19 protein-coding genes are annotated in these 25206 nt (G+C 28.4%); 6 read left to right on the forward strand and 13 right to left on the reverse strand.

Features of this window, described 5'->3' with window-relative positions:
- Nucleotide 1 precedes the first annotated feature (1 nt).
- The 5 genes from FIA58_RS17890 to gyrB form a co-directional block, all read right to left on the reverse strand.
- The gene (locus FIA58_RS17890) at nucleotides 2–454 is read right to left on the reverse strand and encodes a gliding motility lipoprotein GldH family protein (RefSeq protein WP_140964067.1); all 453 of its coding nucleotides are present in this window, start codon (nucleotides 452–454) and stop codon (nucleotides 2–4) included.
- 158 nt (nucleotides 455–612) lie between these two features.
- Nucleotides 613–3588: a protein translocase subunit SecDF gene (secDF, locus tag FIA58_RS17895; RefSeq protein ID WP_140964068.1), complete on the reverse strand. Its 2976-nt coding sequence runs from the start codon at nucleotides 3586–3588 to the stop codon at nucleotides 613–615.
- A gap of 180 nt (nucleotides 3589–3768) precedes the next feature.
- Nucleotides 3769–4701: a malate dehydrogenase gene (gene mdh / locus FIA58_RS17900; RefSeq protein ID WP_140964069.1), complete on the reverse strand. Its 933-nt coding sequence runs from the start codon at nucleotides 4699–4701 to the stop codon at nucleotides 3769–3771.
- A 25-nt stretch (nucleotides 4702–4726) separates the two neighbouring features.
- Nucleotides 4727–5725, reverse strand: a complete 999-nt coding sequence (locus FIA58_RS17905) for a DUF6588 family protein (RefSeq protein WP_140964070.1) — start codon at nucleotides 5723–5725, stop codon at nucleotides 4727–4729.
- Nucleotides 5726–7666 (reverse strand): DNA topoisomerase (ATP-hydrolyzing) subunit B, encoded by a 1941-nt coding sequence (gene gyrB, locus FIA58_RS17910; protein ID WP_140964071.1) that lies wholly within the window; start codon nucleotides 7664–7666, stop codon nucleotides 5726–5728. It lies immediately after the preceding gene.
- Between the two features lie 609 nt (nucleotides 7667–8275).
- Here gyrB and FIA58_RS17915 point away from each other — a divergent pair.
- Complete coding sequence (locus FIA58_RS17915) at nucleotides 8276–9139, forward strand: OmpA/MotB family protein (protein WP_140964072.1); 864 nt, start codon at nucleotides 8276–8278, stop codon at nucleotides 9137–9139.
- A gap of 127 nt (nucleotides 9140–9266) precedes the next feature.
- Here FIA58_RS17915 and asnB read toward each other — a convergent pair whose 3' ends face one another.
- The 4 genes from asnB to FIA58_RS17935 form a co-directional block, all read right to left on the reverse strand.
- Complete coding sequence (gene asnB / locus FIA58_RS17920; protein WP_140964073.1) at nucleotides 9267–10940, reverse strand: asparagine synthase B; 1674 nt, start codon at nucleotides 10938–10940, stop codon at nucleotides 9267–9269.
- A 234-nt stretch (nucleotides 10941–11174) separates the two neighbouring features.
- Nucleotides 11175–11624: a hypothetical protein gene (locus FIA58_RS17925; RefSeq protein ID WP_140964074.1), complete on the reverse strand. Its 450-nt coding sequence runs from the start codon at nucleotides 11622–11624 to the stop codon at nucleotides 11175–11177.
- A 103-nt stretch (nucleotides 11625–11727) separates the two neighbouring features.
- Nucleotides 11728–13485 carry a porin family protein gene (locus tag FIA58_RS17930; protein WP_140964075.1) on the reverse strand — a complete coding sequence of 586 codons (1758 nt, stop codon included), beginning with the start codon at nucleotides 13483–13485 and terminating at the stop codon, nucleotides 11728–11730.
- Nucleotides 13486–13538: 53 nt separating this feature from the next.
- Nucleotides 13539–16550, reverse strand: coding sequence for a tetratricopeptide repeat protein (locus tag FIA58_RS17935; protein WP_140964076.1), 3012 nt, complete (start codon nucleotides 16548–16550; stop codon nucleotides 13539–13541).
- 188 nt (nucleotides 16551–16738) lie between these two features.
- On the opposite strand from FIA58_RS17935, the gene FIA58_RS17940 reads away from it, so the two are divergent.
- Genes FIA58_RS17940 through FIA58_RS17955 form a run of 4 tightly spaced genes read left to right on the forward strand, consistent with a single transcriptional unit; the run spans nucleotide 16739 to nucleotide 19980 of the window.
- Nucleotides 16739–17422 carry a cell division ATP-binding protein FtsE gene (locus FIA58_RS17940; RefSeq protein WP_140964077.1) on the forward strand — a complete coding sequence of 228 codons (684 nt, stop codon included), beginning with the start codon at nucleotides 16739–16741 and terminating at the stop codon, nucleotides 17420–17422.
- A complete protein-coding gene (locus FIA58_RS17945; RefSeq protein ID WP_140964078.1) occupies nucleotides 17422–18318 on the forward strand; it encodes a glycosyltransferase in 897 nt (298 codons plus the stop codon). The genes FIA58_RS17940 and FIA58_RS17945 overlap by 1 nt, the downstream gene beginning before the upstream one ends.
- Nucleotides 18311–19063 (forward strand): class I SAM-dependent methyltransferase, encoded by a 753-nt coding sequence (locus tag FIA58_RS17950; RefSeq protein WP_140964079.1) that lies wholly within the window; start codon nucleotides 18311–18313, stop codon nucleotides 19061–19063. Before FIA58_RS17945 ends, FIA58_RS17950 begins: the two co-directional genes overlap by 8 nt.
- Nucleotides 19045–19980 (forward strand): glycosyltransferase family 2 protein, encoded by a 936-nt coding sequence (locus FIA58_RS17955; protein WP_140964080.1) that lies wholly within the window; start codon nucleotides 19045–19047, stop codon nucleotides 19978–19980. The genes FIA58_RS17950 and FIA58_RS17955 overlap by 19 nt, the downstream gene beginning before the upstream one ends.
- On the opposite strand, the gene FIA58_RS17960 is transcribed toward FIA58_RS17955, so the two are convergent.
- Genes FIA58_RS17960 through FIA58_RS17970 form a run of 3 tightly spaced genes read right to left on the reverse strand, consistent with a single transcriptional unit; the run spans nucleotide 19977 to nucleotide 22443 of the window.
- Entirely contained in the window at nucleotides 19977–20972 is a 996-nt protein-coding gene (locus FIA58_RS17960; RefSeq protein WP_140964081.1) for a class I SAM-dependent methyltransferase, read from the reverse strand. The genes FIA58_RS17955 and FIA58_RS17960 overlap by 4 nt on opposite strands.
- Nucleotides 20972–21367: a sugar 3,4-ketoisomerase gene (locus FIA58_RS17965; protein WP_140964082.1), complete on the reverse strand. Its 396-nt coding sequence runs from the start codon at nucleotides 21365–21367 to the stop codon at nucleotides 20972–20974. Before FIA58_RS17965 ends, FIA58_RS17960 begins: the two co-directional genes overlap by 1 nt.
- The gene (locus tag FIA58_RS17970) at nucleotides 21364–22443 is read right to left on the reverse strand and encodes a glycosyltransferase (RefSeq protein WP_140964083.1); all 1080 of its coding nucleotides are present in this window, start codon (nucleotides 22441–22443) and stop codon (nucleotides 21364–21366) included. The genes FIA58_RS17965 and FIA58_RS17970 overlap by 4 nt, the downstream gene beginning before the upstream one ends.
- 52 nt (nucleotides 22444–22495) lie before the next feature.
- On the opposite strand from FIA58_RS17970, the gene FIA58_RS17975 reads away from it, so the two are divergent.
- Nucleotides 22496–23371, forward strand: a complete 876-nt coding sequence (locus FIA58_RS17975; RefSeq protein ID WP_140964084.1) for a glycosyltransferase family 2 protein — start codon at nucleotides 22496–22498, stop codon at nucleotides 23369–23371.
- A 100-nt stretch (nucleotides 23372–23471) separates the two neighbouring features.
- On the opposite strand, the gene FIA58_RS17980 is transcribed toward FIA58_RS17975, so the two are convergent.
- Nucleotides 23472–25202 carry a T9SS type A sorting domain-containing protein gene (locus FIA58_RS17980; RefSeq protein ID WP_140964085.1) on the reverse strand — a complete coding sequence of 577 codons (1731 nt, stop codon included), beginning with the start codon at nucleotides 25200–25202 and terminating at the stop codon, nucleotides 23472–23474.
- Nucleotides 25203–25206: the final 4 nt, after the last annotated feature.

Consider the following 25206-nt stretch of genomic DNA (forward strand, 5'->3'; position numbering starts at 1 on the left):
ATCATTTATTAATTTGAATTCCAACACCTAAAATATTAGGTAAATATGCACCATTAAATTTGTTAGTAATAACAATTAAATAATTACCCTTTTCTAGAGGAACTTTATTTTTAACGGTATAATACAAATCACAGATATCTCCTGAACAATCTGCTAAGTCTTTCCCTTCTTCATTTTTCAATTTTAAATTAATTGGAATTAACTCAGTATGACCATCAGGATAAGTAATTGCCATCTGCAAAGGAATTGAAGCAAATTGAAAATCATAGATATGACCTAAATGAAGAATTACATCTACAATTTCTTCCTTTTTCATGACAAAGGAAAATTCTTTACTATCATTAGAGTTCCATCTATTATTTTCTAAATTAGAATCAAATTCTTTATAAATACGATTCTTATCACAAGAAAGGAAAATACAAAAAACTCCAAGCAAACAATATTTAAATTTCATATATACTCTTTTTAGTAATCAGTTAACACCTTTTCACACATTATATTTGCCTTAGCAAACTTTATTAATTGTAAATTTATACTATTTTGGTTACCTATAAATATAAAAAAGACCTGATATACAGGTCTTTTTTATATTTATATTGAAGTAAGATTAATTTAATCTTCTTTTTTAAATTCAGCCATTTTCTTAGCTTCTTTTTTACTCATTGTATCATTCATTACAGGAGTTGCTACAAATAATGAAGAATAAGTTCCTACTAAAATACCTACTAAAATAGCAAATACAAACCCTCTAATTGTCTCTCCTCCAAATATGAAGATGGCAACTAATACTACTAATGTAGTTGCAGAGGTATTAATTGTTCTACTTAAGGTAGAATTTAATGCCTTATTTACTAAAGCTTTAAAATCAGTAGATGAATTATAATCTAAATACTCTCTCACACGGTCAAATACAATTACGGTATCATTTAATGAATATCCAATAACAGTAAGAATTGCAGCTATAAAAGCTTGATCAATTTCCATGTTGAAAGGTAATATTGTATAGCAAAAAGAGAAAATTCCTAATACAATTATAACATCATGAGCAACAGCGACAACTGCACCAAGACCAAATTGCCATTTTCTAAACGAAATCATTAAGTAAAGGAAAACTACTAAAAGAGATCCTAAAACTGCCCATAAAGAGTTCGTTTTAATATCCTTAGAAATAGTTCCTGAAACTTTAGAAGAAGACATAATTCCTACTTGCTTTCCTTCATAAAGGTTCACAAAATTATCATAAGTTAAGTCAGATGGAAGATATTTCTTTAAACCATTATAAAGTTTATCATTAACTTCTTTATCAACTCCTTCACCTTCTTCATCTACTTTATATTTAGTTGTAATTTTCAACTGATTATCATTACCATATATTTTAGCTTCAGCACTTTCAAAAATAGCTACTAAATCTTTAGTAACATCTGGAGCAGAAACCGCTTTATCAAAACGTACTTGATAAGTTCTACCTCCAACAAAATCAACTCCATAATTTAAGCCTTTTGTAACTAAAGAGAATAAACTTAAAGCAATTAAAATACCTGAAACAATATAAGCAATCTTTCTTTTTCCTAAGAAATCAAAGTTTAAGTTTTTAAACCAATTTTTAGTAATAGAAGTAGAGAAAGCAATTTTTTCATTTCTTGATAAACTCCAATCTAAGAATATTCTTGTTATAAATACTGCAGTTACTAATGAAGTTAGAATACCAATTAATAAAGTAGTTGCGAAACCTTTAATTGGTCCTGTTCCTAATAAGAATAAAATTAATGCTGTAATAAATGTAGTAACGTTGGCATCAACAATTGATGACATCGCACCTTTCCATGTATAAGCATAATTTACAGCCTCTTCAACAGTTCTACCAGAATCCAATTCTTCCTTAGCTCTTTCGTAAATAATTACGTTGGCATCTACTGCCATACCTATAGTTAAAACAATACCAGCAATACCAGGTAAAGTTAATACAGCACCAAAACTTGCTAAAGCACCAAATATGAATAAAATATTTACCAATAAGGCTAAGTTAGCATAGAAACCAGCTTTACCATAATAAACTACCATCCACAATAAAACTAACGAGAAACCAATAATAAAAGATAAAAATCCATTATCAACCGCTTCTTTCCCTAATGATGGTCCAACAACTTCAGATTGAACGATACTTGCTTCAGCAGGTAATTTACCAGCTCTTAAAACGTTAGCTAAATCTTTAGTTTCTGTTACTGTAAAACTACCAGAAATTTCAGAACGGCCACCAGTAATTGCGCCTTTACTTACACCAGGTGCAGAATAAACAATATTATCAAGTACAATTGCAATTGCATTACCTTGTTGTGATACTTTTCCAGTTAATTTCTCCCATTCTCTTGAACCAGTACCATCCATTTGCATAGAAACAGCAGGTTTACCTAACTGATCAAAAGTATCAGTTGCATCAACAATAACACCTCCACTAATAGGAGCCTTACCATCTTTACCAGTTCTCTTTAAAGCATATAATTCAACAATTCCAGGTGTTTTTTCGTTTTCTTTACCCCATACAAATTTCACATTTGCAATAGCATTTGGCAAAGTTCTTTTAACGTCTTTTCTTCTTAAATATTTACCTATTGTTTCTGTATCAGCCACTTTAGCATACCCTAAAACAGAATACCCTTGTTGTTGTGTAATTTGTAATTTATCAAATAAAGGATTTATTTGAACTGCAGTAGTATCTGCTTCATCTGTCAATAAAGCATCTAGATCTGTAGCTGTAGAATCTTTTTCAGTTGAATCCTTTACAACCTCATTTACTTCTTTTTTAGCTACTTCAGTTTTTTTCAATACTTCATTAGCAGAAATTAAATAATTAGCTACTTCTTCAATTTTATAAGTTTCCCAAAATTCTAATTTAGCAGTTCCTTGTAATAATTTCTTAATACGGTCTACATCTTTAGCTCCAGGAAGTTCTACTAAAATTCTTCCAGAGTTACCTAACATTTGAATGTTTGGTTGTGTAACACCAAATTGGTCAATACGTTTTCTTAATACACCAAAAGCACTCTCAACAGATTCAATTACTTTTTGTTTGATAATTGGCTCTACTTGAGCATTAGTCATATTTAGCTCAATAACTTGATCTAAATTTCTATTTCTGAAAACATCTACATTAGATAATTGAAGATTTGCCTTATTTGCTGCTTCAAAAAAAGCATCAATATAATCTTGGTTTCCTTGTTGGTTCTTCTTCGCATCTTCCAGTGCTTTTAAGAAACCAGGATTTTTAGACTCATTTGCTAAACCAAACAAAATATCTTTAACTGATATTTGAAGAATTACGTTAAGTCCACCTTCAAGGTCAAGACCTTTGTTGATTTGATTGTTTCTTACTTCATCATACGTATTCCAAAGAAATACTTTTTCTTTACTTTTTGCTAAAGAATCTAGATAAGATACTTCTTTTTGAGTTTGAATTTCTTTTGGAAATTTACCTGCGAAAACCTTTGCATCTTTCTCAATTCCATTTGCTACGAATGTAAATGATAATTGATAAACACATACCAAAGCAAAGATAATTGCGAAAAATTTAATTAGTCCTTTATTCTGCATTACTACTAAAATTAATTATTCTTTATTTTTATAAAAACGGACAAATATATAATTTACAATAGGATTAACCAATTTTATTTCTTAATTAAATTGGTTTTTATTAATATTTCCTTTTTGATAACTACATATAAAAAAACTGCCAAATCAAAATGACAGTTTTATTATCTGATTATGATACTATTACAATACCGATTTTAAATCTGCATTCATGTTTCGAACAGCTTCTGCACTTTTAGCAAATAATGCTTTTTCTGTATCATTTAACTTAATATCTACGATTTCTTCTACTCCATTTTTACCAATTATACATGGAACACCTATACAAATATCATTTTGACCGTACTCTCCTTCTAGCATTACTGAACAAGGAATCATTCTTTTTTGGTCATTCAAAATACTATCCACCAAATAAGCTACAGAAGCTCCTGGAGCGTACCAAGCAGAAGTTCCCAACAAACCAGTTAACGTAGCACCTCCAACCATAGTTGAAGCAGCTACTTTATCCATTTCTTCTTGAGACAAAAAATTAGCAACAGGTGAGCCATTATAAGAAGCCAAACGTGTTAACGGAATCATAGTAGTGTCTCCATGACCACCGATTACCATTCCTTGAACGTCATTTCCTGGTTTTTGTAAAGCTTGCGATAAGAAATATTTAAAACGAGAGCTATCTAAAGCTCCACCCATTCCTATTACTCTATTTTTTGGTAATCCAGTTGCTTTCAATGTCAAATAAGTCATTGTATCCATAGGATTAGAAACGACAACAATAATTGCATCAGGTGAATGTGTTAATACATTATCTGCAACAGACTTAACAATTCCTGCATTAATACCTATTAATTCTTCTCGAGTCATACCTGGTTTTCTTGGAATTCCCGATGTAATAACTACTACATCACTTCCAGCAGTTTTAGAATAATCATTTGTACTACCTGAAACTTTTGTATTAAATACTGTAGTAGTAGCACATTGCATAATATCCATTGCTTTCCCTTCTGCGAAGCCTTCTTTGATATCTAATAATACTACTTCACTTGCAATTCCTCTGTACGAAATAACATCTGCACATGTTGCACCAACGTTACCCGCTCCCACTATTGTTACTTTCATTTTATTGTTTTTGATTATTTATATGTTAAAATTGATATTGTACTCCTAAATTGAGATTCGCAAATTTACCAAAAGCAAATGAACTTTGCAATGCTAATTTATCTATATGATAGACTCCTGTGATTTCAAAAATACAATTCGTTTTATCTTTTGCTATTCGAGTCAATAAATTATTAATAACATCTTGCACTGGAATTAATCCCTCTATACTTCCTTTAGGACCATTTACCAAATATTCAAACCTACTGTTATTTAATATAAAATTTCCATTTAAATCAAATTTTTTAAACTCTTTAGACATTAAAAAATTAAAATGCCAAGTATCAACTAATCCATTTATTCTATTAATACCTAAATTCCCATAAGAAGTATTCACATCTAAGAAATCAAAACTTATATCTTCTTTTGAATAAATAGTAGCTATGGCTAAATGAATTTTTCTGGCTTCCCAATTTGAAAAATGTTGACTAATATTATATTTTAATCCTGCACCATAAACCTGATAATCCCCTTTTTTAAGTTTCGTTTTTGTGGAATACCTTCCGATAAATTCAAATCCATACGGCAATTCTAAACTTACTTGTAAATAAGGATAAATTACTGTTTCCTGATTAATTCCTTGTGGTGTTTCAAATCGCACTTGTTCTCCTCCTATTTCTCCTATCAAGTAAATTTGATCATTATTTCCTAATGCTGAAGGCACTGTTGCTGAAGTTGAACCTTCAACTTCAAAAAACTGAAAATCAGAATTCTTAATTTGAAAATTTCTATTTTTTTTAGGTACAAAAAAAACATTGGTATGAATACCTAAAGTAAAATCCCATTTCTCTTTCTTTTTTGGAGACAGAATCCAACCAGATGACGATTGATAAACAGCTGCATCTGTTATAGGAATTATATATCTTTCAGAATACAAAAGGGCATCTGATAGCAGATACCCTATTTGTTCAAAATCATTAGATGTTTGTGCATTTAACTTTAAAAAAAATAAAAAAACAGCAAAACATTTAAGCGTATTTTTCATTTATACGTCAATTTTTGCATAAACAGCATTCTTCTCAATAAATTCTCTACGAGGTGGAACCTCATCACCCATTAACATTGAGAAAACTCTATCTGCTTCAGACAAACTATCAATAGTAATTTGACGTAATGTTCTAAAATCTGGATTTAAGGTAGTGTCCCATAATTGCTCCGCATTCATCTCTCCAAGACCTTTATAGCGCTGAATATTTACACCGCCACCCATTTGTAAGGCTATTTTATCACGTTGATCATCATTCCAAGCATATTCTTTTTTGTTTCCTTTTTTAACTAAATATAATGGAGGTGCAGCAATATAAACATGACCACCTTCAATTAATTCTTTCATAAATCTAAAGAAAAACGTTAAAATAAGTGTAGAAATATGAGAACCATCGACATCGGCATCACACATAATAACTACTTTGTGGTATCTTAACTTTGAAAGATTTAAGGCTTTACTGTCTTCCTCTGTACCAACTGTAACACCTAATGCAGTAAATATATTTCGAATCTCTTCGTTTTCAAATACTTTATGTTGCATTGCTTTTTCTACATTCAAAATCTTACCTCTTAATGGCAAAATAGCTTGAAACATTCTATCTCTACCTTGTTTAGCGGTTCCACCTGCAGAATCTCCCTCGACAAGAAAAATTTCACACTTGTGTGGATCTTGTTCCGAACAGTCCGATAATTTTCCTGGCAAACCTCCACCACCCATAACGGTTTTACGTTGTACCATCTCTCTAGCTTTCTTAGCTGCATGACGTGCTTGTGCTGCTAAAATCACTTTTTGAACTATAATCTTAGCATCATTTGGATTTTCTTCCAAATAATTTTCTAGCATTTCTGCTACTGCCTGAGAAACAGGAGAAACTACTTCTCTATTTCCTAATTTTGTTTTAGTTTGTCCTTCAAATTGAGGCTCTTGTATTTTTACAGAAATAATTGCTGTTAAACCTTCACGAAAATCATCACCAGAAATTTCAAATTTCAACTTGTCTAATAGACCAGAGGCATCAGCATATTTTTTCAATGTTCTTGTTAATCCCATTCGGAAACCTTGTAAATGTGTCCCTCCTTCATGAGTATTAATATTATTTACATATGAAAAGATATTCTCATTATAACTTTCATTATAAATTAAAGCAACTTCAACTGGAATTCCGTCTTTTTCATTCTCCATGCTAATAACATGACTAATGATTGGAACACGACTTCCATCTAAAAATCGAACAAACTCTTTTAAACCTTCTTTAGAATGAAATATTTCAGATATAAAATTACCATCTTTATCTAAATTTCTTTTATCTGTTAAAGTAATTGTAATGCCTTTATTTAAGAATGACAACTCTCGCATACGAGCTGCTAAAGTATCGTAACTGTATTCTAATGTTTGTGTAAAAATAGTTCCATCAGGCTTAAAGGTAACCATTGTACCTCTCTTATCTGTTGTTCCAATCTGTTTTACAGGATATAAAGACTTTCCTTTTTCATATTCTTGCTCGTAAATTTTACCCTCTCTAAAAACAGTTGCTGTTAAATGATCTGATAATGCATTTACACACGAAACACCAACTCCATGAAGTCCACCAGAAACTTTATATGAATCTTTATCAAATTTTCCTCCTGCTCCAATTTTAGTCATAACAACCTCTAAAGCAGAAATACCTTCTTTTTTGTGTATATCTACTGGAATACCACGACCATTATCTTCTACAGAGACAGAATTATCTTCATTTATAAATACTGATATAGTATCACAATGTCCAGCTAAAGCCTCATCAATTGAGTTATCAACAACCTCATATACTAAATGATGCAAACCTCTTGTTCCAGTATCTCCAATATACATGGATGGTCGCATTCTAACATGCTCCATTCCTTCTAAAGCCTGAATACTGTCGGCTGAATAATTGTTTTTCTTAATTTCTTCACTCATATTTTAATTCTTAAAAACTCATTATGTTTAACAGACAAATATAACCATAATGAAAAAAAAATAGTCCTCAAAGATTTGTTTTTTCCTTGAAGTTATTAACAAATGTTGAAAATTTTCATTTTAAGATGGTTTTAAGCAATTAAAAACAAAAAAACACCAATTAATACCGTTGGTGTTTTATTAATAAACCATAACCAGTATATTTAAATCATATGCTTGTTTTTAGAATTGAATGACATGATCCAAGATTTTATCTAATTATAACTGATTCAGTTTCTTATTGTTTTACCAACTTTACATAGGCTTCATTGTGAACATTAACAAAAACCATAACTACTAAATCTATCATGGTTTTAAAAACTCAATTCTTAATTTTTTAATACAACTTATAACCTCATTTGAGCGAAAAAGACATCACAAAGTTCACGAATTTTAAATCATTTTGCAATTCTTCTATCTTTTCTTAACTATAATTCGATTCTTATGATTACGACTTAAATAATAAAATTTATCATCTAAATTATTACTAAAAACAGTATTCAGTTTTTGATAATTTATAATATTACCAGCTTTTGTCCGTTTAAAATAAAACAAACAAATTTATAAATTATGAAAAAAATTTCAATTTTTATCGTTACTGGAATCTTATTATCTAGTTGTGTTTCTAAAAAGAAATATGTTGCACTAGAAAAAGAGAACGGAGAAGTTAAAAATCAACTTCAAAAAGTACAAGTAGAAAAAGAAAGTTTAGATGCTAAATTTTCTGAAATTCAATCTAGAGTTGATAATTACAATTCTAAAATAAATTCTTTGACTGAAGAAACTAATGCAAAATTGGTTACAGTAGGTGGAGACATCGTTATATCTAACAATGTTAGAAATAAAATGGAAGCTACCTTAAAAAATGTTAATCAAAATGAATTGTCTCAAGCTAAAACACTAAAGGACTCTATGAATCTTGCTGTTAGTTATAATTTGCGTAAATCTTTAAAAGAATCTAACATGAGTGAAGATAATGACATTTCTGTAAATATTAATGAAACAGTAGTTATGATTACTATTTCAGATGAATTATTGTTTAATTCTGGTAGTTATCAAATTAGTAATAAAGCTGATAAAATTTTGAAAAAAATAGCCGAAGTTATTAATTCAGACGAAAGTTTAGACATTATGGTTGAAGGTCATACTGATGATCGAAAAATTGTTGGTGGCTCTTCTTTAAAAGATAATTGGGATTTAAGCGTCCTTCGTGCAACATCTGTAGTAAGAAAATTAGAAAAAAACTTTAACGTAGCTCCTGAAAAATTAATTGCATCTGGTAGAAGTTATCATCAGCCATTAGTACTAAATGATAGCAAAGCTAATAGAGCTTCAAACAGACGTACTCGTATTATTATTTTACCAAATATAGATAAGTTTTTTGCTTTAATGTCAGATTCTGATGCTAGTGATAGTGCTCTAGAAGTTAACTAAAATATCCCAAGATAACATCTAATAAAAAAACACTTGCAGAAAAGGTTTTGCAAGTGTTTTTTTTATGACAATCTATATAAATTATTTTAAGATTAGTAATTTATTCTTTCCTATTGATTTAAAATTATCATTGTGTAACATAGGCATCATCATGAACATTTGCAACTGCTCTACCTGATGGATCATTCATGTTTTTGAATGCTTCGTCCCATTCCAAAGCAATTTTTGTACTACAAGCCACACTTGCTTCTTGAGGCACACTTAAAGCAGCTGCATCACTTGGAAAGTGTTCTGTAAAAATAGAACGATAGTAATATTCTTCTTTAGAAGTTGGTGTCTGAATAGGAAACTTATATTTCGCATTTGCTAATTGCTCATCTGAAACTTCTTTGGCCACTAATTCTTTTAAAGTATCTATCCAACTGTACCCTACTCCATCACTAAACTGTTCTTTTTGTCTCCAAGCAACACTTGCAGGTAACATATCTTCAAAAGCTTTTCTTAATACCCATTTTTCCATACGTTCTCCATTAATCATTTTATCTTGAGGGTTAATTCGCATGGCTACATCCATAAATTCTTTATCTAAGAAAGGAACTCGTCCTTCAATTCCCCAAGCAGCTAAACTTTTATTCGCACGAAGACAATCATACATATGCAACTTACTTAATTTACGAACCGTTTCTTCATGAAATTCTTGAGCATTAGGCGCTTTATGAAAATACAAATATCCTCCAAACAGTTCATCAGAACCTTCACCAGACAACACCATTTTAATTCCCATTGACTTAATAACCCTGGCCATTAAATACATAGGAGTTGAGGCTCTAATAGTAGTCACATCATAAGTTTCAATATTAAAAATCACATCTCTAATAGCGTCTAAACCTTCTTGAATCGTAAATTTTATTTCATGATGTATCGTTCCTAAGTGATCCGCTACTTTTTGGGCTGCTGCCAAATCTGGTGAACCTTCTAAACCTACTGCAAAAGAATGCAATTGAGGATACCAAGCCTCAGAAGTGTCTCCAGATTCAATTCTTTTTTGAGCATACTTCTTTGCTATTGCTGAAGTTATAGACGAATCTAATCCTCCTGAAAGCAATACTCCATAAGGCACATCACTCATTAATTGTCTTTTTACAGCTGCTTCTAATGCTGTTTTTATCGCTTCAATACTTGTAGCATTTTCTTTAACAGCATCATATTCTGTCCACTCTCTTTTATACCATTGAACGAATTCACCATCTTTACTTGTCATATAATGTCCTGGAGGAAATAATTGAATTTTTGTACAATATCCTTCTAATGCTTTTAACTCAGAAGCTACATAAAAAGTGCCATTTTGATCCCAACCTATATACAAAGGGATTATTCCCATGTGATCTCTTGCAATGAAATATTCATCTTTCTCAACATCATAAAGTGCAAAACCAAATATCCCATTCATTTCATCTACGAAACTTGGTCCTTTCTCTTTGTATAAAGCTAAAATTACTTCACAATCACTTTCTGTTAAAAACTCATATTTCCCTTCAAATTGCTTACGTAATTCTCTGTGATTGTAAATTTCACCATTTGCCGCTAAAACCAAACTTTTATCTTTTGTAAATAAAGGTTGTTTTCCAGAAGCTGGATCAACAATTGCTAACCGTTCGTGAGCTAATATAGCTTTTTCATTACTATATATTCCACTCCAATCTGGTCCTCTATGACGAATAATTTTTGACATTTCTAAAACCTGAGGTCTTAACGTTTCAGCTTTTTGTTTTAAATCGAAAGCACATACAATTCCACACATATTTGTTTGTTTTAAAGGTTTGAAAGTTTAAAGTTAATATCTAAAAACTAAATAATTGTTTATTTGATGAAGCAAATTTGGCACATTAGGTATGAATAATAAACAACATAAACAAAATTAATTATAAATAAAAAGTAAAAAATAAAATTAAGTTATTAATTGAAAGTAAAAAATGGGTTTATGCTTACAAAAAATTACAATTTATAAAAAAACCACTTTCATGAAAGTGGTTTTCTATTCCAAAGCTATTATTTTGTAGTTTATAGTATTGAATGCAAATTCATCTAACGGTTTTTTACTCATCATTTGTATTCCGAGAGGAGATTTTGGAGAAAGTGCTATAATATCCTTTCCTTGTATAGTTATTTTTGGCAAAGCTTGACTAATGAAAAACGTAAACGAATTAGTAAACACTAAACTACCTAAACATACTTTTTTACTTACTTTTGAGATCTCTATACTATCCAAAACACTTTTCTGATCTAAAGCTTCTTTTACTTTTTGATTAAGTTTTTCTTGTTCCAAATGCATCATGGACAAAGCAGTTTCATGTTTATCACCCGCTGAACCCTTAGCATCGTTTTGAGCATCCTGAGCTAAATCAGCAATCATCTTCTGGAATGTTTTTATTTTCTCCTCTAATAAAAGTTGATAGTGATTGTATATTTTTTCTTTTAAAGTCATTTTATTGTTTTGAACACTAAGAGCACTAAAAAGGCGCAAAGCACACAAAATTACAATTATTTTGTGTGCTTTGCATATACTTTGCAAACCTTGTGGTTAACTTTTAAAAATCAAACTTATAATTAGCTCCTAACAAAACCTGAATACCTTGCACAGGGAAATTTGCCCAACGGTTATATTGTTGGTTTGCTAAATTATTTCCTCTTAAAAAAGCGGTAAGTCGGTCATTGTATTTATAGCCAATATGAGCATTCAAATCGAAATAACTATCTAAAGTAACTTCTTGAAGATCAAATTGTGGAGGAAAAACAGCAGCTATACTCTGAACAGAAACTCTATCTTTTCGTTCGCCAACAAAGAAAATATTGGTTCCAGCATACCACTTATTAGTGATATCAAAATCTAACGTTGCTCCAATATTCAGTTGTGGTAAATTCCAAGCTTCTGACTGAACATCGGTTGTGTAGTTATTGTAAGTCCCATTAATTCCAAAAGTGACATGCTTTGAGAAATCGGCTTTTATTTCACCAAAAATACTAACTGTTTTTACATTGTCATACAATATATCAAATGAATTTCCATTAGTATATCCTTCTTCATTTGCATTTCCGAAAACATATTCATTGCTCACAAATAAGGGTTTATAATCTTCATTTTTTAATGTTCCTCTAACGTTGAAAGCAACAGAATTAGCTAGTTTACCTTTTACTCCAACATAGATATCGTATTTATTATCTGTTGGAGAAACAAAAAGTGTTGGAGAAACAAAAGGATTTTGGTCAACAAATTCAGCATAAGAATTTTGGTTTAAACCACCTTCAGCACCAGCATAACCCACTAAAATATCTCCAACAATTCTATAAGAAGCCTTTACATTTGGATACACAAATATTTTACTATCACTTTCTCCATTTATTTTTCCAGTTGTGTAGAAAACTCCAACTCCTAAATCAACAGATAAATCATCTTGCTGATAAAGAATACTTGGTTTTGTACCAAAAATAATATTACTGTATTTTATTTCATCAATAGCTTGATAATCTTTCTCAAATTTACCTCCAACATAGTCCAAAATAAAATTAGCTTTTATTTTTTGCTCCATTACATCTATATCAAAATTTGGTTTTACAAAAAAGCGATTTTCTCCTGAACCAAAAGCATCGGAAAATCTTTTGAATTGCAAACTTGCTTCGTTTAAAAAGCTTTTTTCCATACTTAATTTTCCACCTAAAGCAATAGTATTATAAGACTGTTTTGGATCAATAGCAGCAATTGTAGCTTCATCAAATGCAATAGTTGAAGTTGGCAAACCATACCAATTGTAAATTTGATTTTTAACAGCTAAATCAACATTCCAACTCATATCTCTTTCACGTGAGCCATAAGTTACATCTAAACTTGTATTATAGTACTTATCATCTAACACTACATCTTTTATTCCTCCTTGAGAAGATAAATGACGAAGCATTCCTCCTACATAACTATTACGACCAAAATTTTCTGTAATAAATAATTCAGCATTTGCTGTAGAAAAGCTTCCGAAACCTAAAGTTGCGTAATTGCGATATATTTTTTCTCTTTCTGATTTGTCAACAGCAGCAGCTTTTCCTTTTGCAGGTGTAAAAGTTGAAGCCACAGGGAAAGAAAAAATATTATATTTAATTACTTCTTTTTGTGAATTATCTTCATCTTCCATAACTGGTGTTTCTTTTACTTTAAAAGCGTCAGAAATGGTTGGAGAGTAAGCTTTTACTATATTAACTACTTCAGATCCAATATTTTCATCTTTTACTTGTGCAAATGAAAACTGAGTCATTATTAAAATGATTACTATTGAAAAATATATTTTGAATTTGTTCATATCTAATATTATTTTTAGAATGCTAAAAAATTAGCGTGGTAACTAGTAACGAATTAATTAGTAATTGATGAGTTTGTTTTTGATTCTTCCGTTTTTATTTTGGCTAATTCTTTTTTAGCTTCTTCTACTACATCTGGATAATCTGTGAAGTTTTTAATCACACTATCTAAAATATACGTAGCTTGGAAACTATCCTTTAAACCGTAGAAATTTTTAGCCATAATTACCAATCCTTTTGCTCCATAGTATTTATAACCAGAATAATCTTTTGCTATTTTTTGAACAATTATGTTAGATCCTTCAAAGTTACCTTCCTTATTTTTGAAATAAGCGTCATAATAAAGTGCTTCAGCGGCTAATTCTCCTTTAGCGATTTTTAATAAGTCAGAATAAGCTTGTTTTGCCTTAGTTTCATCATTATTTTTTATAGCAGAACGAGCTATAATAATTTGTGCATCACTTTTAATTCGGTTATCAATTTTATCATTTGCTAATACTTTTTCAGCATAAACAACAGCTTGATTATAATTTTCCTTTTCATAATACGATTTCATCAAATTAGATTGAGCATATGTCTTATTTTGAGGGAAATCGGCTTCACTTTCAAGACGTTTTAATACAGGGATTGCTTTATTATAATCACTAGCTTTCAAATAAACTTGACATAAACGTGCTAACGCTTGTTCAGTAAATTCATTTCTAGATTGGTTCACTACGAATTCATAATGTTTAATTGAATTGCTTTCTAATCCATCCGCAAAATACAATTGTGCTAAATAAAAATTAGCGTTTAAAGCATGAAGTCCATTAGGGAACTTAGCTACATAGCTACTAAAACCTGAAATAGCTTGTTTTGAATTATTTTGTAAAAATTGTTTTTCTGCAGATTCATAAGTAGTATTGTCTAAATCAGCATCAGAAACTTCTACAAAACTTAATGTTTTCACCCAATCAGAATACTCATCTACTCTACCATTATCAATATAAATTAAACGTGCAGTTGAAACAGCCTGTAATGATTCCGGAGAATTTGGAAATTCAGCAGCTACTTTTTTGAATTTAACTAAAGCAGGTTCACTCTTATTGTTATTATAATAAATTAACCCTTGTTTTAAAATCGATTTAGAAACATAAGAACTTGTCTTATAATTAGCTATTAACTTATCATAGGTTCCTATTGCTTTCGATTCATTTTCAATGTTAACATAAGTATTTCCTAATTCATACAAAGCATCGTCTGCATATTGTGAATTTGGATACGTTTTTACAAATTTCTCTAAATCGTCAATTTTCTTATCATTTTTACCTACGAAACCGTAACTAATTCCTTTTTGAAAAGCAGCATAATCTGCATTAACACTTTTCATTTCAATTGCTTTATTGTAAGCTTCCATGGCTGGCCAATATTTAGCTGAAATAAAATTACAATCTCCTAATCTAAGATAAGCATCATTTTTTCTTACATTATCATTTTTTACTTCTGAGATAAAATTGGTAAAATGAGTAATGGCACTTTCATATTCTTTTAACTTAAAATAAGAATAAGCCAAATTGTAATTTACATTTATGAATTCTGGTGTTGAAGCAGCTTCTTTTTCATTTATAAACTGCTTAAAACTAAGCATAGCCTCGTTATACTGATCTAAATTATACTCAGTTTCAGCTTTCCAAAAAGTAGCACGAGCTGTAAATTTAGGATCTTTATTTTCAGAAATTGATTTTTTAAATAAAGAAAAAGCATCTTGATAGTTACTATCTGTATATTGTTCTAAGCCTCTATAAAACAATACTTTTTGATAAGCCAACTTATTCTCTGGAGTTTTATTCTTTTCTAAAAGAATCAGAGCTTCTTTATAATTCTTAGAAGTGATATAAGAACTAATCAAAAGGTTATTAATTTCTTGTTTGTTAGGGTTATTAGGATATTTATCCAAATATGCATTTAAAACTTCTGGAACAGATTGATAAGGATTACCAATTTCGTAGCTTAGTTTAGCATAATTCAAATAGGCATCCTCTTGAATTTTAAGATTGAACTCCATTTCTGAAGCTGTTTTAAAAGCATTTAGAGCTTGTTGTTTTTTATCTGTATTTAAATAACTTTCAGCTAAATGATAATAAGCATTTTGTGCAACAAAATCATTTCCATTTATAATTTTATTAAATTGGGCAATTGCATTTTCATAATCTTTTTGTTGGTAATAAGCATACCCTAATTGATAATAATCAGTATTATTCCATTTCCCTCTTTTTCCTCTGTAATCTAACAGATAGGGTAATGCTTTATCATACTGTTTCAAATTGAAGTAACTTTCTCCAATAATCTTAGACAATTCACTTTTTTCAATGGCATTAGACTTTGGTAATTGTTCCAAACCTAAATCAATTGCTTTTTGAAATTTCCCCAATTTAAAATTCATATCTGCCTGAAAATAGCCCATTTTTTCCTTGTACTTATCCTTATCCTGTACTTGGTCAAAATATTGATTAGCATTATCATAATCATCAGTTTCATAAGACATATATCCTAAATAATATTTTGCCTGACTTCCAAAAGTTTTTGAATTAATTACTTTATTAAAATATTTAGAAGCTTCTGTAGTATTCTTTGCTGTAAAATAAGAATATCCTTTTTGAAAATTATATTTTTCTTGATCTTCATACGACATACTACTCTCATCTACTTTATCAAACCATTCTAAAGACTTAGCATAACTTCCTTGATCAAAATAATAATGGGCTACTTCTATATAAGCCTGATTTTGTTTTGTACTAGTAGGATAATCTTCCACAAATTTTTCAATTAAATCATCTGCTCCCATTTGATTTAAGCGAATAGCACAATTAGCAATATAATAAGCACAATCTGATTGAACTTCCTGATTGGAAATTTGATTTTTAATGTTTTCAAATAGAATTTGAGCAGATTGATACTGCTTGTCTTTATACAAAGCAATTGCTCTATCATATTCCTTTAAATCATGCGTGTAGATAGACGATTGTTGTGCCAAAATGGTTGGACTTACAAAAAGTAGAAATAAAGAAATTCTTAAGATTTTTATCATTTCGATTGGTTTTAATAGACTTCAAAGATAAGATTATCTAAAAGTATTAACGAAGCACATTAACATATTATTGTAATAATTTATAAACAAGTTTTTATAATAATTATTAATTTTTCAATGAAATAGATTTTAAATTTTGAAAGCGAGTAGTAAGTTCTTACTTTTACTGCATAAAACTTTTGTAAACCATGTCACAAAGTATTCTTTCATTAAAAGATATTTCTATTTTTCAAGAAAAAAATCCAGTTTTAACTAATGTTAACCTAGAAGTTAAAAATGGGGAATTTATTTATTTAATAGGTAAAACTGGAGCTGGGAAAAGTAGTTTTTTAAAAACACTTTATGCGGATTTACCTTTAAGTATGGGAGAAGGAACTATTGTAGATTATGATTTACGAGATTTAAAAGAGAAAGATATTCCCTATCTAAGAAGAAAACTAGGTGTTGTTTTTCAAGATTTTAAATTATTACCTGATAGAAATGTAAAGGAAAATCTTCTTTTTGTTTTAAAAGCTACAGGATGGACAGTTGCTGAAGAAATGAATGTAAAAATTGAAGAAGTATTGAATAAAGTGGGAATGATAAATTACCAATCAAAAATGCCACATCAGTTATCTGGTGGAGAACAACAGCGAATAGCAATTGCAAGAGCTCTATTGAATAATCCTGAATTAATTTTAGCTGATGAACCAACTGGTAACTTAGACCCACAAACTAGTGTTGAAGTTATGGATGTATTGAGAAAAATTAATAGCTCTGGAAAAACTATTATTATGGCAACGCATGACTATGCCTTATTATTGAAATTTCCTGCTAAGACCTTAAAATTTGAAAGTGGGAAAGTATTTGAAGTAGTACAAAGAACTGTATAATGCTATCAATTTTAGTTCCTACATATAATTACAATACTTATCCTTTAGTTTTGGAATTAAAAGAGCAAGCCGATTTATTATCTATCGATTATGAAATTTTAGTTCAAGATGACTTTAGCTCATTATTTATTGAAGAAAATTCTAAAATAAATGAATTAGAGAACTGTTCGTTTGAAATTAATAAAGAAAATTTAGGTAGAGGAAAAAATATTAATTTACTAAATTCAAAAGCTAAATATGAAAATGTTCTTATAATGGAAGCTGACTCATTTCCAGAAAAAAAAGAATATTTAGAAATTCTAATCTCAAATATTAATCAGAATACAAAAATAATATTTGGAGGTGTTATTTATCCTAAAAAGAAACCTAATAAAGAAAAAGTATTAAGATGGAAATATGGGACTTATCGAGAAACTAAAAGTTTAATTGAAAGAAAAAAAAACCCGTATAGTTTTGTTTTTTCATGGAATTTACTATTAAAAAAAGAAATTATTTCTAATAACCCTTTTAAAACAAGTATCAAACACTATGGTTATGAAGATTTAATCTTTATTAACGATTTAAGGAGAAGTAATACAGAAATCCTCCATATAGAAAATCACTTAATTCATTACAATTTTGAATCAAATTTGACTTTTATAAAAAAGACTGAAACTGCAATTACTATGCTCAATCAATTAATTACAAATGGTGAATTAAACTATATCGACACAAAAATAACTAAAGCTTATCGCTCTTTAAAATTCTTTCATTTAGAAACTATTTTTATATTTTTATTTAAAAAAATTTCTAATTCATTAGTAACAAATCTTAATTCATTAAATCCAAATTTGATTCAATTTGATTTATATAAACTAGGTTATTTTTGTTTACTAAATAAAAAGAAAAATGTATAGTAGAATAAAAAATAGCATTGTTAAAATTGTACCAAAAAAAATACTTTTTAAAATAGAGCCCTATTTAAGAGAATTGTATTCAATTAATAAAAAAGGTAACAATCATTTCTGTAATATTTGCTATTTTAAAAACACAAATTGGATTATATTACAAAATAAAGATAATTTATGTCCAAATTGTGGAAGCCTATCAAGAGATAGAAGGTTATATAAGATTATTTCTGAAAATTATTTAAAAAAAGACCTTGGTATTTTAGATTTTTCACCTTCACGAAGTTTATTTCGAAAATGGAAAAAAGAAAAAAACATTAACTATACAGCATCGGACTTATCTGGCGATTTTATTGCTGATGTAAAATTTAACATTACCAATATTAATCAAAGAGATAATAAATATAATTTAATAATTTGTTTTCATATTCTAGAGCATGTAATTGATGACATAAAAGCTATGAAAGAGCTCTATAGAATTTTAACCAATGAAGGAACTCTACTAATACAAACACCTTTTAAAGAAGGAGACATCTACGAAGATTATTCTATAATTTCAGAAATTGAAAGATTAAAACATTTTGGACAAGAAGATCATGTAAGAATTTATTCAATTGAAGGATTAAAAGATCGATTAGAAAGTATAGGTTTTTCAATTAAAGTCCTTAATTTTAGAAAAGATGATTATTATGGATTCTCAGAAAATGAAACCATATTAATAGCAAAAAAAAAGTTATGCCTTTATTTTCAGTAATAATACCAGTTTACAATAAAGTCAATTATATCGAGGAAACTTTAAAAAGTGTCCTTGAGCAACGATTTACTGATTATGAAATTATAATTATAGATGATGGTTCAACAGATTCAAGTTTGGAAATTATCAATCAATTTTTAGATAATAGAATTTGTATCTACAAGCAAGAAAATAAAGGAGTGGCAGCTGCAAGAAATTTTGGTATTGAAAAATCTAAAGGAAAACTAATTGCTTTTTTAGACGCTGACGATTATTGGTTTCCAAATCATTTAGAAGAAATCGTAAAATTATATCATGATTTTCCAAATTGTGGAATGTATTGTAATTTATATAGAATTAAAACTGCGAAGAAATATTTTCAAAAAATTTCGTTTAGAGGAATTGAAAAAGACTTCAGAGGAATTGTTATCAATTATTTTTATTCTAACAAACCTTTTCGAATTTCTTGGACTTCTGCCACAGCTGTACCAAAGTATGTGTTAGAATTTTACAATGGATTTAATTCTTCTGTAACTATTGGTGAAGACATAGAATTATGGACAAAAATAGGAATTAAATACCCTGTTGCTTTATCAAATAAAATTACAGCAATTTATAATTTTATTGTTCCTCAAAGTCTATCAAAACAAAATATTAACACGATGTCTTTAATGAATTTTGAACAATTTAAAGAAGAAGAAATTAAAAATAAATACTTAAAAGAATTTTTAGATATATATAAGTTTTTTTATGCTATTCAATTTAAATCCATTGGAAAAACTAAACGAGCGAAAAAATTATTTAACAGCATTAACAAAAAAAACATAGGAATTCAAAATCAAATTTTATTTTCTTTACCCTCTTTTTTTCTAAAATTACTCTATTCTTTTAAGCGAAAATTAAAAACTATAGGAATTGAGTTCTCTACATATAATTAATTTTTTAGTTTATAAACTCCAAAAATCGCATCACTCTTTATATTATTTTCTTCTAAAAAATTTTCTTCTTCATTAACTATATATTTAATCAAATCTTTTGTTTCCTTCTTTTTATTTAAAAAATTATGTGCTATTCCTTTAAAAAGAGGTTGAATAACATTCCATCCTAACTTTTTTTCCTCTAATATATCAAAATTATTATGTAAAGCACTTTGCAAGTTTTCTGAATCCGGAGCTTCTGAAGGATCTACAGCAAACATTCTTAAAATTCCTGGTCGATAAACTTTCTTTTTTATATAATTAATTTTTTGAAATTTTTTAAATTTTTTTGGTAGTTTTTTTAAAATATCATTACATTTTTTTATTTGATTATTTTTCCATTGTAGTCTATTAGGTCCACAATATTCAAAAACTACTAAAACTCCATTTTCATTCAAAATAGGTTTTATATTATTTCTAAGAAATGTATTAATTTTCTCAAAATGATGCAAACTTGAATCAAATAGTATTATATCAAATTTTTCATTTTTAAAATCAACTTTAGAAAAATCAGAACTTATGTATGTAATTTTCTTATTTTCTTCTTCTGATTTATTTTTAGCTATTTTTATACTTTCATTAGAAATATCAATTCCTATAACGTTTTGAAAATGTAAATACTCGCAAAAATTTCGCTCATGAAGTCCTTCACCACAACCAATTGAGAGTAAGCTTATCTTTTTCTTATCTGAAAAGTATTTTTTTGAAACATACTCTTCATAAGATACGTTTTCATTTCCCGAAATAGTTTTATTCCAATGATTTCTTATTTCTGGAATGACCCAAAAATCTGATTCATTAACATAATTATCCCATTTTGAAGAAACTTTATCACTATAATTTAACTTTGTAAGTTTAAAAAAAATAGCTTTAAACCCTTTTTCCTTTATTTTCAAATACAAATCAATAAAATCTCCAAATGTTATTAAAGAAGTTTTTTTATTAATAAACATTACTTTTTACTTTTTAAAAATTCATTAAAATCTCTAATATAATCTTCTTCTTCAAAAACTTCTGAGGCAATAACCAAACAAACAGAACCAGATGAAAAATTATTTAATTCTCTCCAAACACCATTCTCAATTAATAATCCTTCATAAGGTTTGCTTAATGTAATACATTTGGTCGTCTTTCCATCATTAACTATAACATCAAAACTACCTGAAAGAGCTACTAAGAACTCTTTTGTTTCTTTATGTGAATGTCCTCCTCTTTCAGCACCAGCAGGAACGTCATATAAATAATACACTCTTTTTATATCAAAAGGCACTATCTCCTTTTCAATAACAGACAAATTACCTCTTTTATCTTCTATTTTTGGTATCTCAATAAATTTTATTTTATTCATTTTAATATCGAATTCCATTTTTCTAGTATAATTTTATTTTCAAATTTAGCCACACTTGCCATAGTGTTTTCTTTGTAGACTTTAATGATCTTAGGGTTTTCAACTAACCATTCCATTTTCGTTTGAAACTCTTCAAAATTTTGATTTTCAACTAACAAACCATTCTCATCATTTACAATCATTTCAGAAGGTCCAGTTGGACAATCGAAAGAAATTACAGGTGTTCCTACTGCTAAAGACTCCAGGATCACCATTGGGAAACCTTCATAAGAACTACATAAAACTGAAAACAAAGCTTTTCTCAGGTAAACATATGGATTATCTTGAAATCCTAAAAAATGTACTTTATTTTCAACATGGAGTATTTTGCATTTTTCTTTCAAAAAAGCTTCTTGCGCACCACTACCCAAAAACAACAAGTGTATATTTTTTGAAGGTAAAATTGATTTTGCGAAAATTTCAATTAATTTATCAAATTGTTTTTCTTCTGCTAACCTTCCCATAGCCATGATGAAATTAAAATTGGGAACTTTACTACCTTTTACAGATGAAAGTTGATTGACTTTATCTAAATCAAATCCGTTTGGAATTACTTCAATATCCATCTTATGGTATTGTATTTCCAATTTTTCTTTAATAACTCTAGATACACTAACAAATTTATTTACTTTTTTTAAAATAAGCTTTGCTATAAACTTATATTTTGTAAAATAAGCTTTATTATTTGAACTGTGAATTGTATATATTATTTTTGTTTTATAATAAAAAACAAATAAAAACAACAGTTCCATAAATGGATTTAATCGATATCTGAAATCGATAACATAATCAAATTTATTTTTCTTTAAAATGGAATTTAATTTTAGATACTTTACCATTTTATTTTCGTTTCCTAATGCTATTATTTGACCACCATTTGGATAACAAATTTCTTTATCTAAAACTATGGTTACTACTTGATATTGATTTTTTTCAAACAAAATAGAAAGGTCACTCATAACCTTCTCTAAACCACCATAACAAAATTTATAACCAATAAGTGCTATCTTTTTTTTTTCAATTTTATTAGAATCCATTTATTTAATTACATTTTATTAATTTAGCCGAAAATACTCTTTTAAATTTAATATGCAAAATTTACCTTTAGTAAGTGTTATCTGCCTTTCTTATAATCATGCTCCTTATATCGAGGAAACTTTAAATTCAGTTTTACAACAATCCTATTCAAACATTCAATTAATAATTGCTGATGATTTTAGTACGGATAATTCTAAAGCAGTAATCGAAAATTGGTTAAAAAGTAATCCTAATATTCCTTTTTTTCCTAATACTACAAATTTAGGTAACACAAAAACTTTTAATAATGCATTTAAACATGTAAAAGGAGAATATATAATCGATCTTGCTGCTGATGATGTTTTACTACCAAATTGCATAGAGGAACAAGTTAAAGCCTTTCAAAACACGAGTTTCTCTAATGTAGCTATTGTTTATGGTAATATTGAATTAATTGATAAGCATAATAACTTTATATCCAACTATTATTCGAAAAATGAAAATCCACAAAGTGGAGATATTTACAAAATGGTGATTAGTTTATCCACTAAAATTTGTTCGGTAGCATCAATGATTAGAAAAGATATTTTTGAAAGTCTAGGTGGTTATGATGAAAGTTTATCTTATGAAGATTTGGATTTATGGGTGAGACTATCAAGAAGTTATAACTTTCAGTACATTCCAAAAATATTAGTAAAAAAAAGAGAACTAAAGAACTCACTAGGAGCGCATTTTTATAAAAGAAATAACCCAAAAACAAAAAAACTCCATCAATCTTCTTATACAATATTACAAAAAGCATATCGTTTAAATAAAGATAAATCAGAACACAAAGCGCTACTTCAAAGAATTAAATATGAATTTCTAAGGAATGTGTACTCAAGAAATTATTCCTATATTTTTATTTATATTTATTTATATACTAAAGTAAGTCTCAAATCTATATAACACATTAACTAGTTAAATACAAACATATAATAGAAAGAATAACACTTGTAAAAAATACAAGTGTTATTCTTTCTAATTCTTTTAAAAATTAATACTCTTTTTAATTTTTTATAAACTTTTCTTCAAAAATAAAATTAGTTTCCTCTGAAATTAATTTCACAAAGTAAATTCCTTTTTCAATATTCTGCAATGAAATAGTAATTTCTTGATCTTTATATTTATTTTGATAAATCACTTTTCCGGCAATATCAAAAATATACAAATCCAGAATAGATTTCCTTTCTGAAACTGGCAGATTAATACTAAACAAACCATTATTTGGGTTTGGATAAAGTAATATTTTTTTCGCTTCTTTTTCAAAATCATTTTGTAAATCAACTTTCCTATCACTAATTCTTGCTGAATTAACGTTACATGGTAATATTCTAGCTAGGTAAGTTGCTCCAGAGTTAATTCTTGTTCCTGGCTTCAATAATATAAAATCACTAGCAAACATTCCTATGTTATTATTTGAACTCAAATTGTAACTATTTTGAGTGGTTATATTAGCATAATTAATATATGTGAAATTTAAATTTGGTTCAGAATTCAAAACTAGAGATTGATCACATGTACTAGTAAAGCTAGAGATAAACTGAGGTAAAAAATGGCTAATCAATGTTGAATTCATAGTAACGTAATTAATATCTATTGCAGAATTTGCATATGAGTCTGCTGTATTAATTTTGTATAAAAAATTAGAATTCACGTTACTAATAGCTAAGTTTTCATTTTTATCTCTTTGTATATGGTATGCCGTAGGAAATAAACTTGAGTTGTTAAATTCAGACAATTTCCTATAAGGTAAACTTAAGTTTGTAAGATCTTTAACAAAAACATTATTGTTCACAAAATATACTTTTTCTGAATCATCTGAAAATTCAAAATCATTATAAGAAGGTGAAAAATCACTTTCAATCATCTGAAAATTACTAAAAACACCAGTCGTATTATTAAAATCCATCGTAAAAAAACTACTTGATGAACCACTTGTATTTGGTCCTTGAAAAAAAGTATTTGTAATAACAAGTTCACCAAACCTAGTATTATTTGAACCAAACCTCATGATGGACTTAGTGCTTGACATAAGAAGGTCATCAGAAAAATTTTCATAACCTATGTCATTTGAAAGACTAGTAACCACTGGACTCAAATCAATACCGGAAGAAGTAATCTTATATGCTCTTAGTTCACCGCCGTAAGATGACGATGGATTAGTATGAATAATTACAAAATAACCATCATTTGAAGCATTTTTCACAACAGTAAGTGGTCCAAAATAATTAGGACTCGCATTAATATATAATTCAAAACCTTGTGTAGGATAGGTCATTTTACCATTTGGATATGACGAATCACTAAAATCGACAATATAATAATAATAATTTACTAAAGGAGCATAAGCCCTATTAAGTGCATTTTTATTACTTAGAACAGTTTCAATATAGCTAATGAAAACGTAATATTTTAAAGGATTATCTGGAAATGGCACAATAACTACTGGTTGCACACGATTATAGTCGACTCCTAAACCATAAAGCATTACTCCATTTTGCATCACTTGAAAAGTTCTATCATAAATTTTACAACCATCACTGTAAAAAAGTAAATCCCCATTACTATCACTTACTGAAGCAAAGCCATATTTATTTGAATTAGAAATAGCACTAGAAGTTGGAGAACTTGTATCAAATGCTACATTTGAATTTCCTAAAACCCAATTATTGTTATAATCTTGTGCATTGGAAAAAAATAAAACAAAAAGGCATACTATTATATAAAATTTTCTCATAATT

This window comes from Flavobacterium jejuense (genome assembly GCF_006491595.2).
GTDB classification, from domain to species: domain Bacteria; phylum Bacteroidota; class Bacteroidia; order Flavobacteriales; family Flavobacteriaceae; genus Flavobacterium; species Flavobacterium jejuense.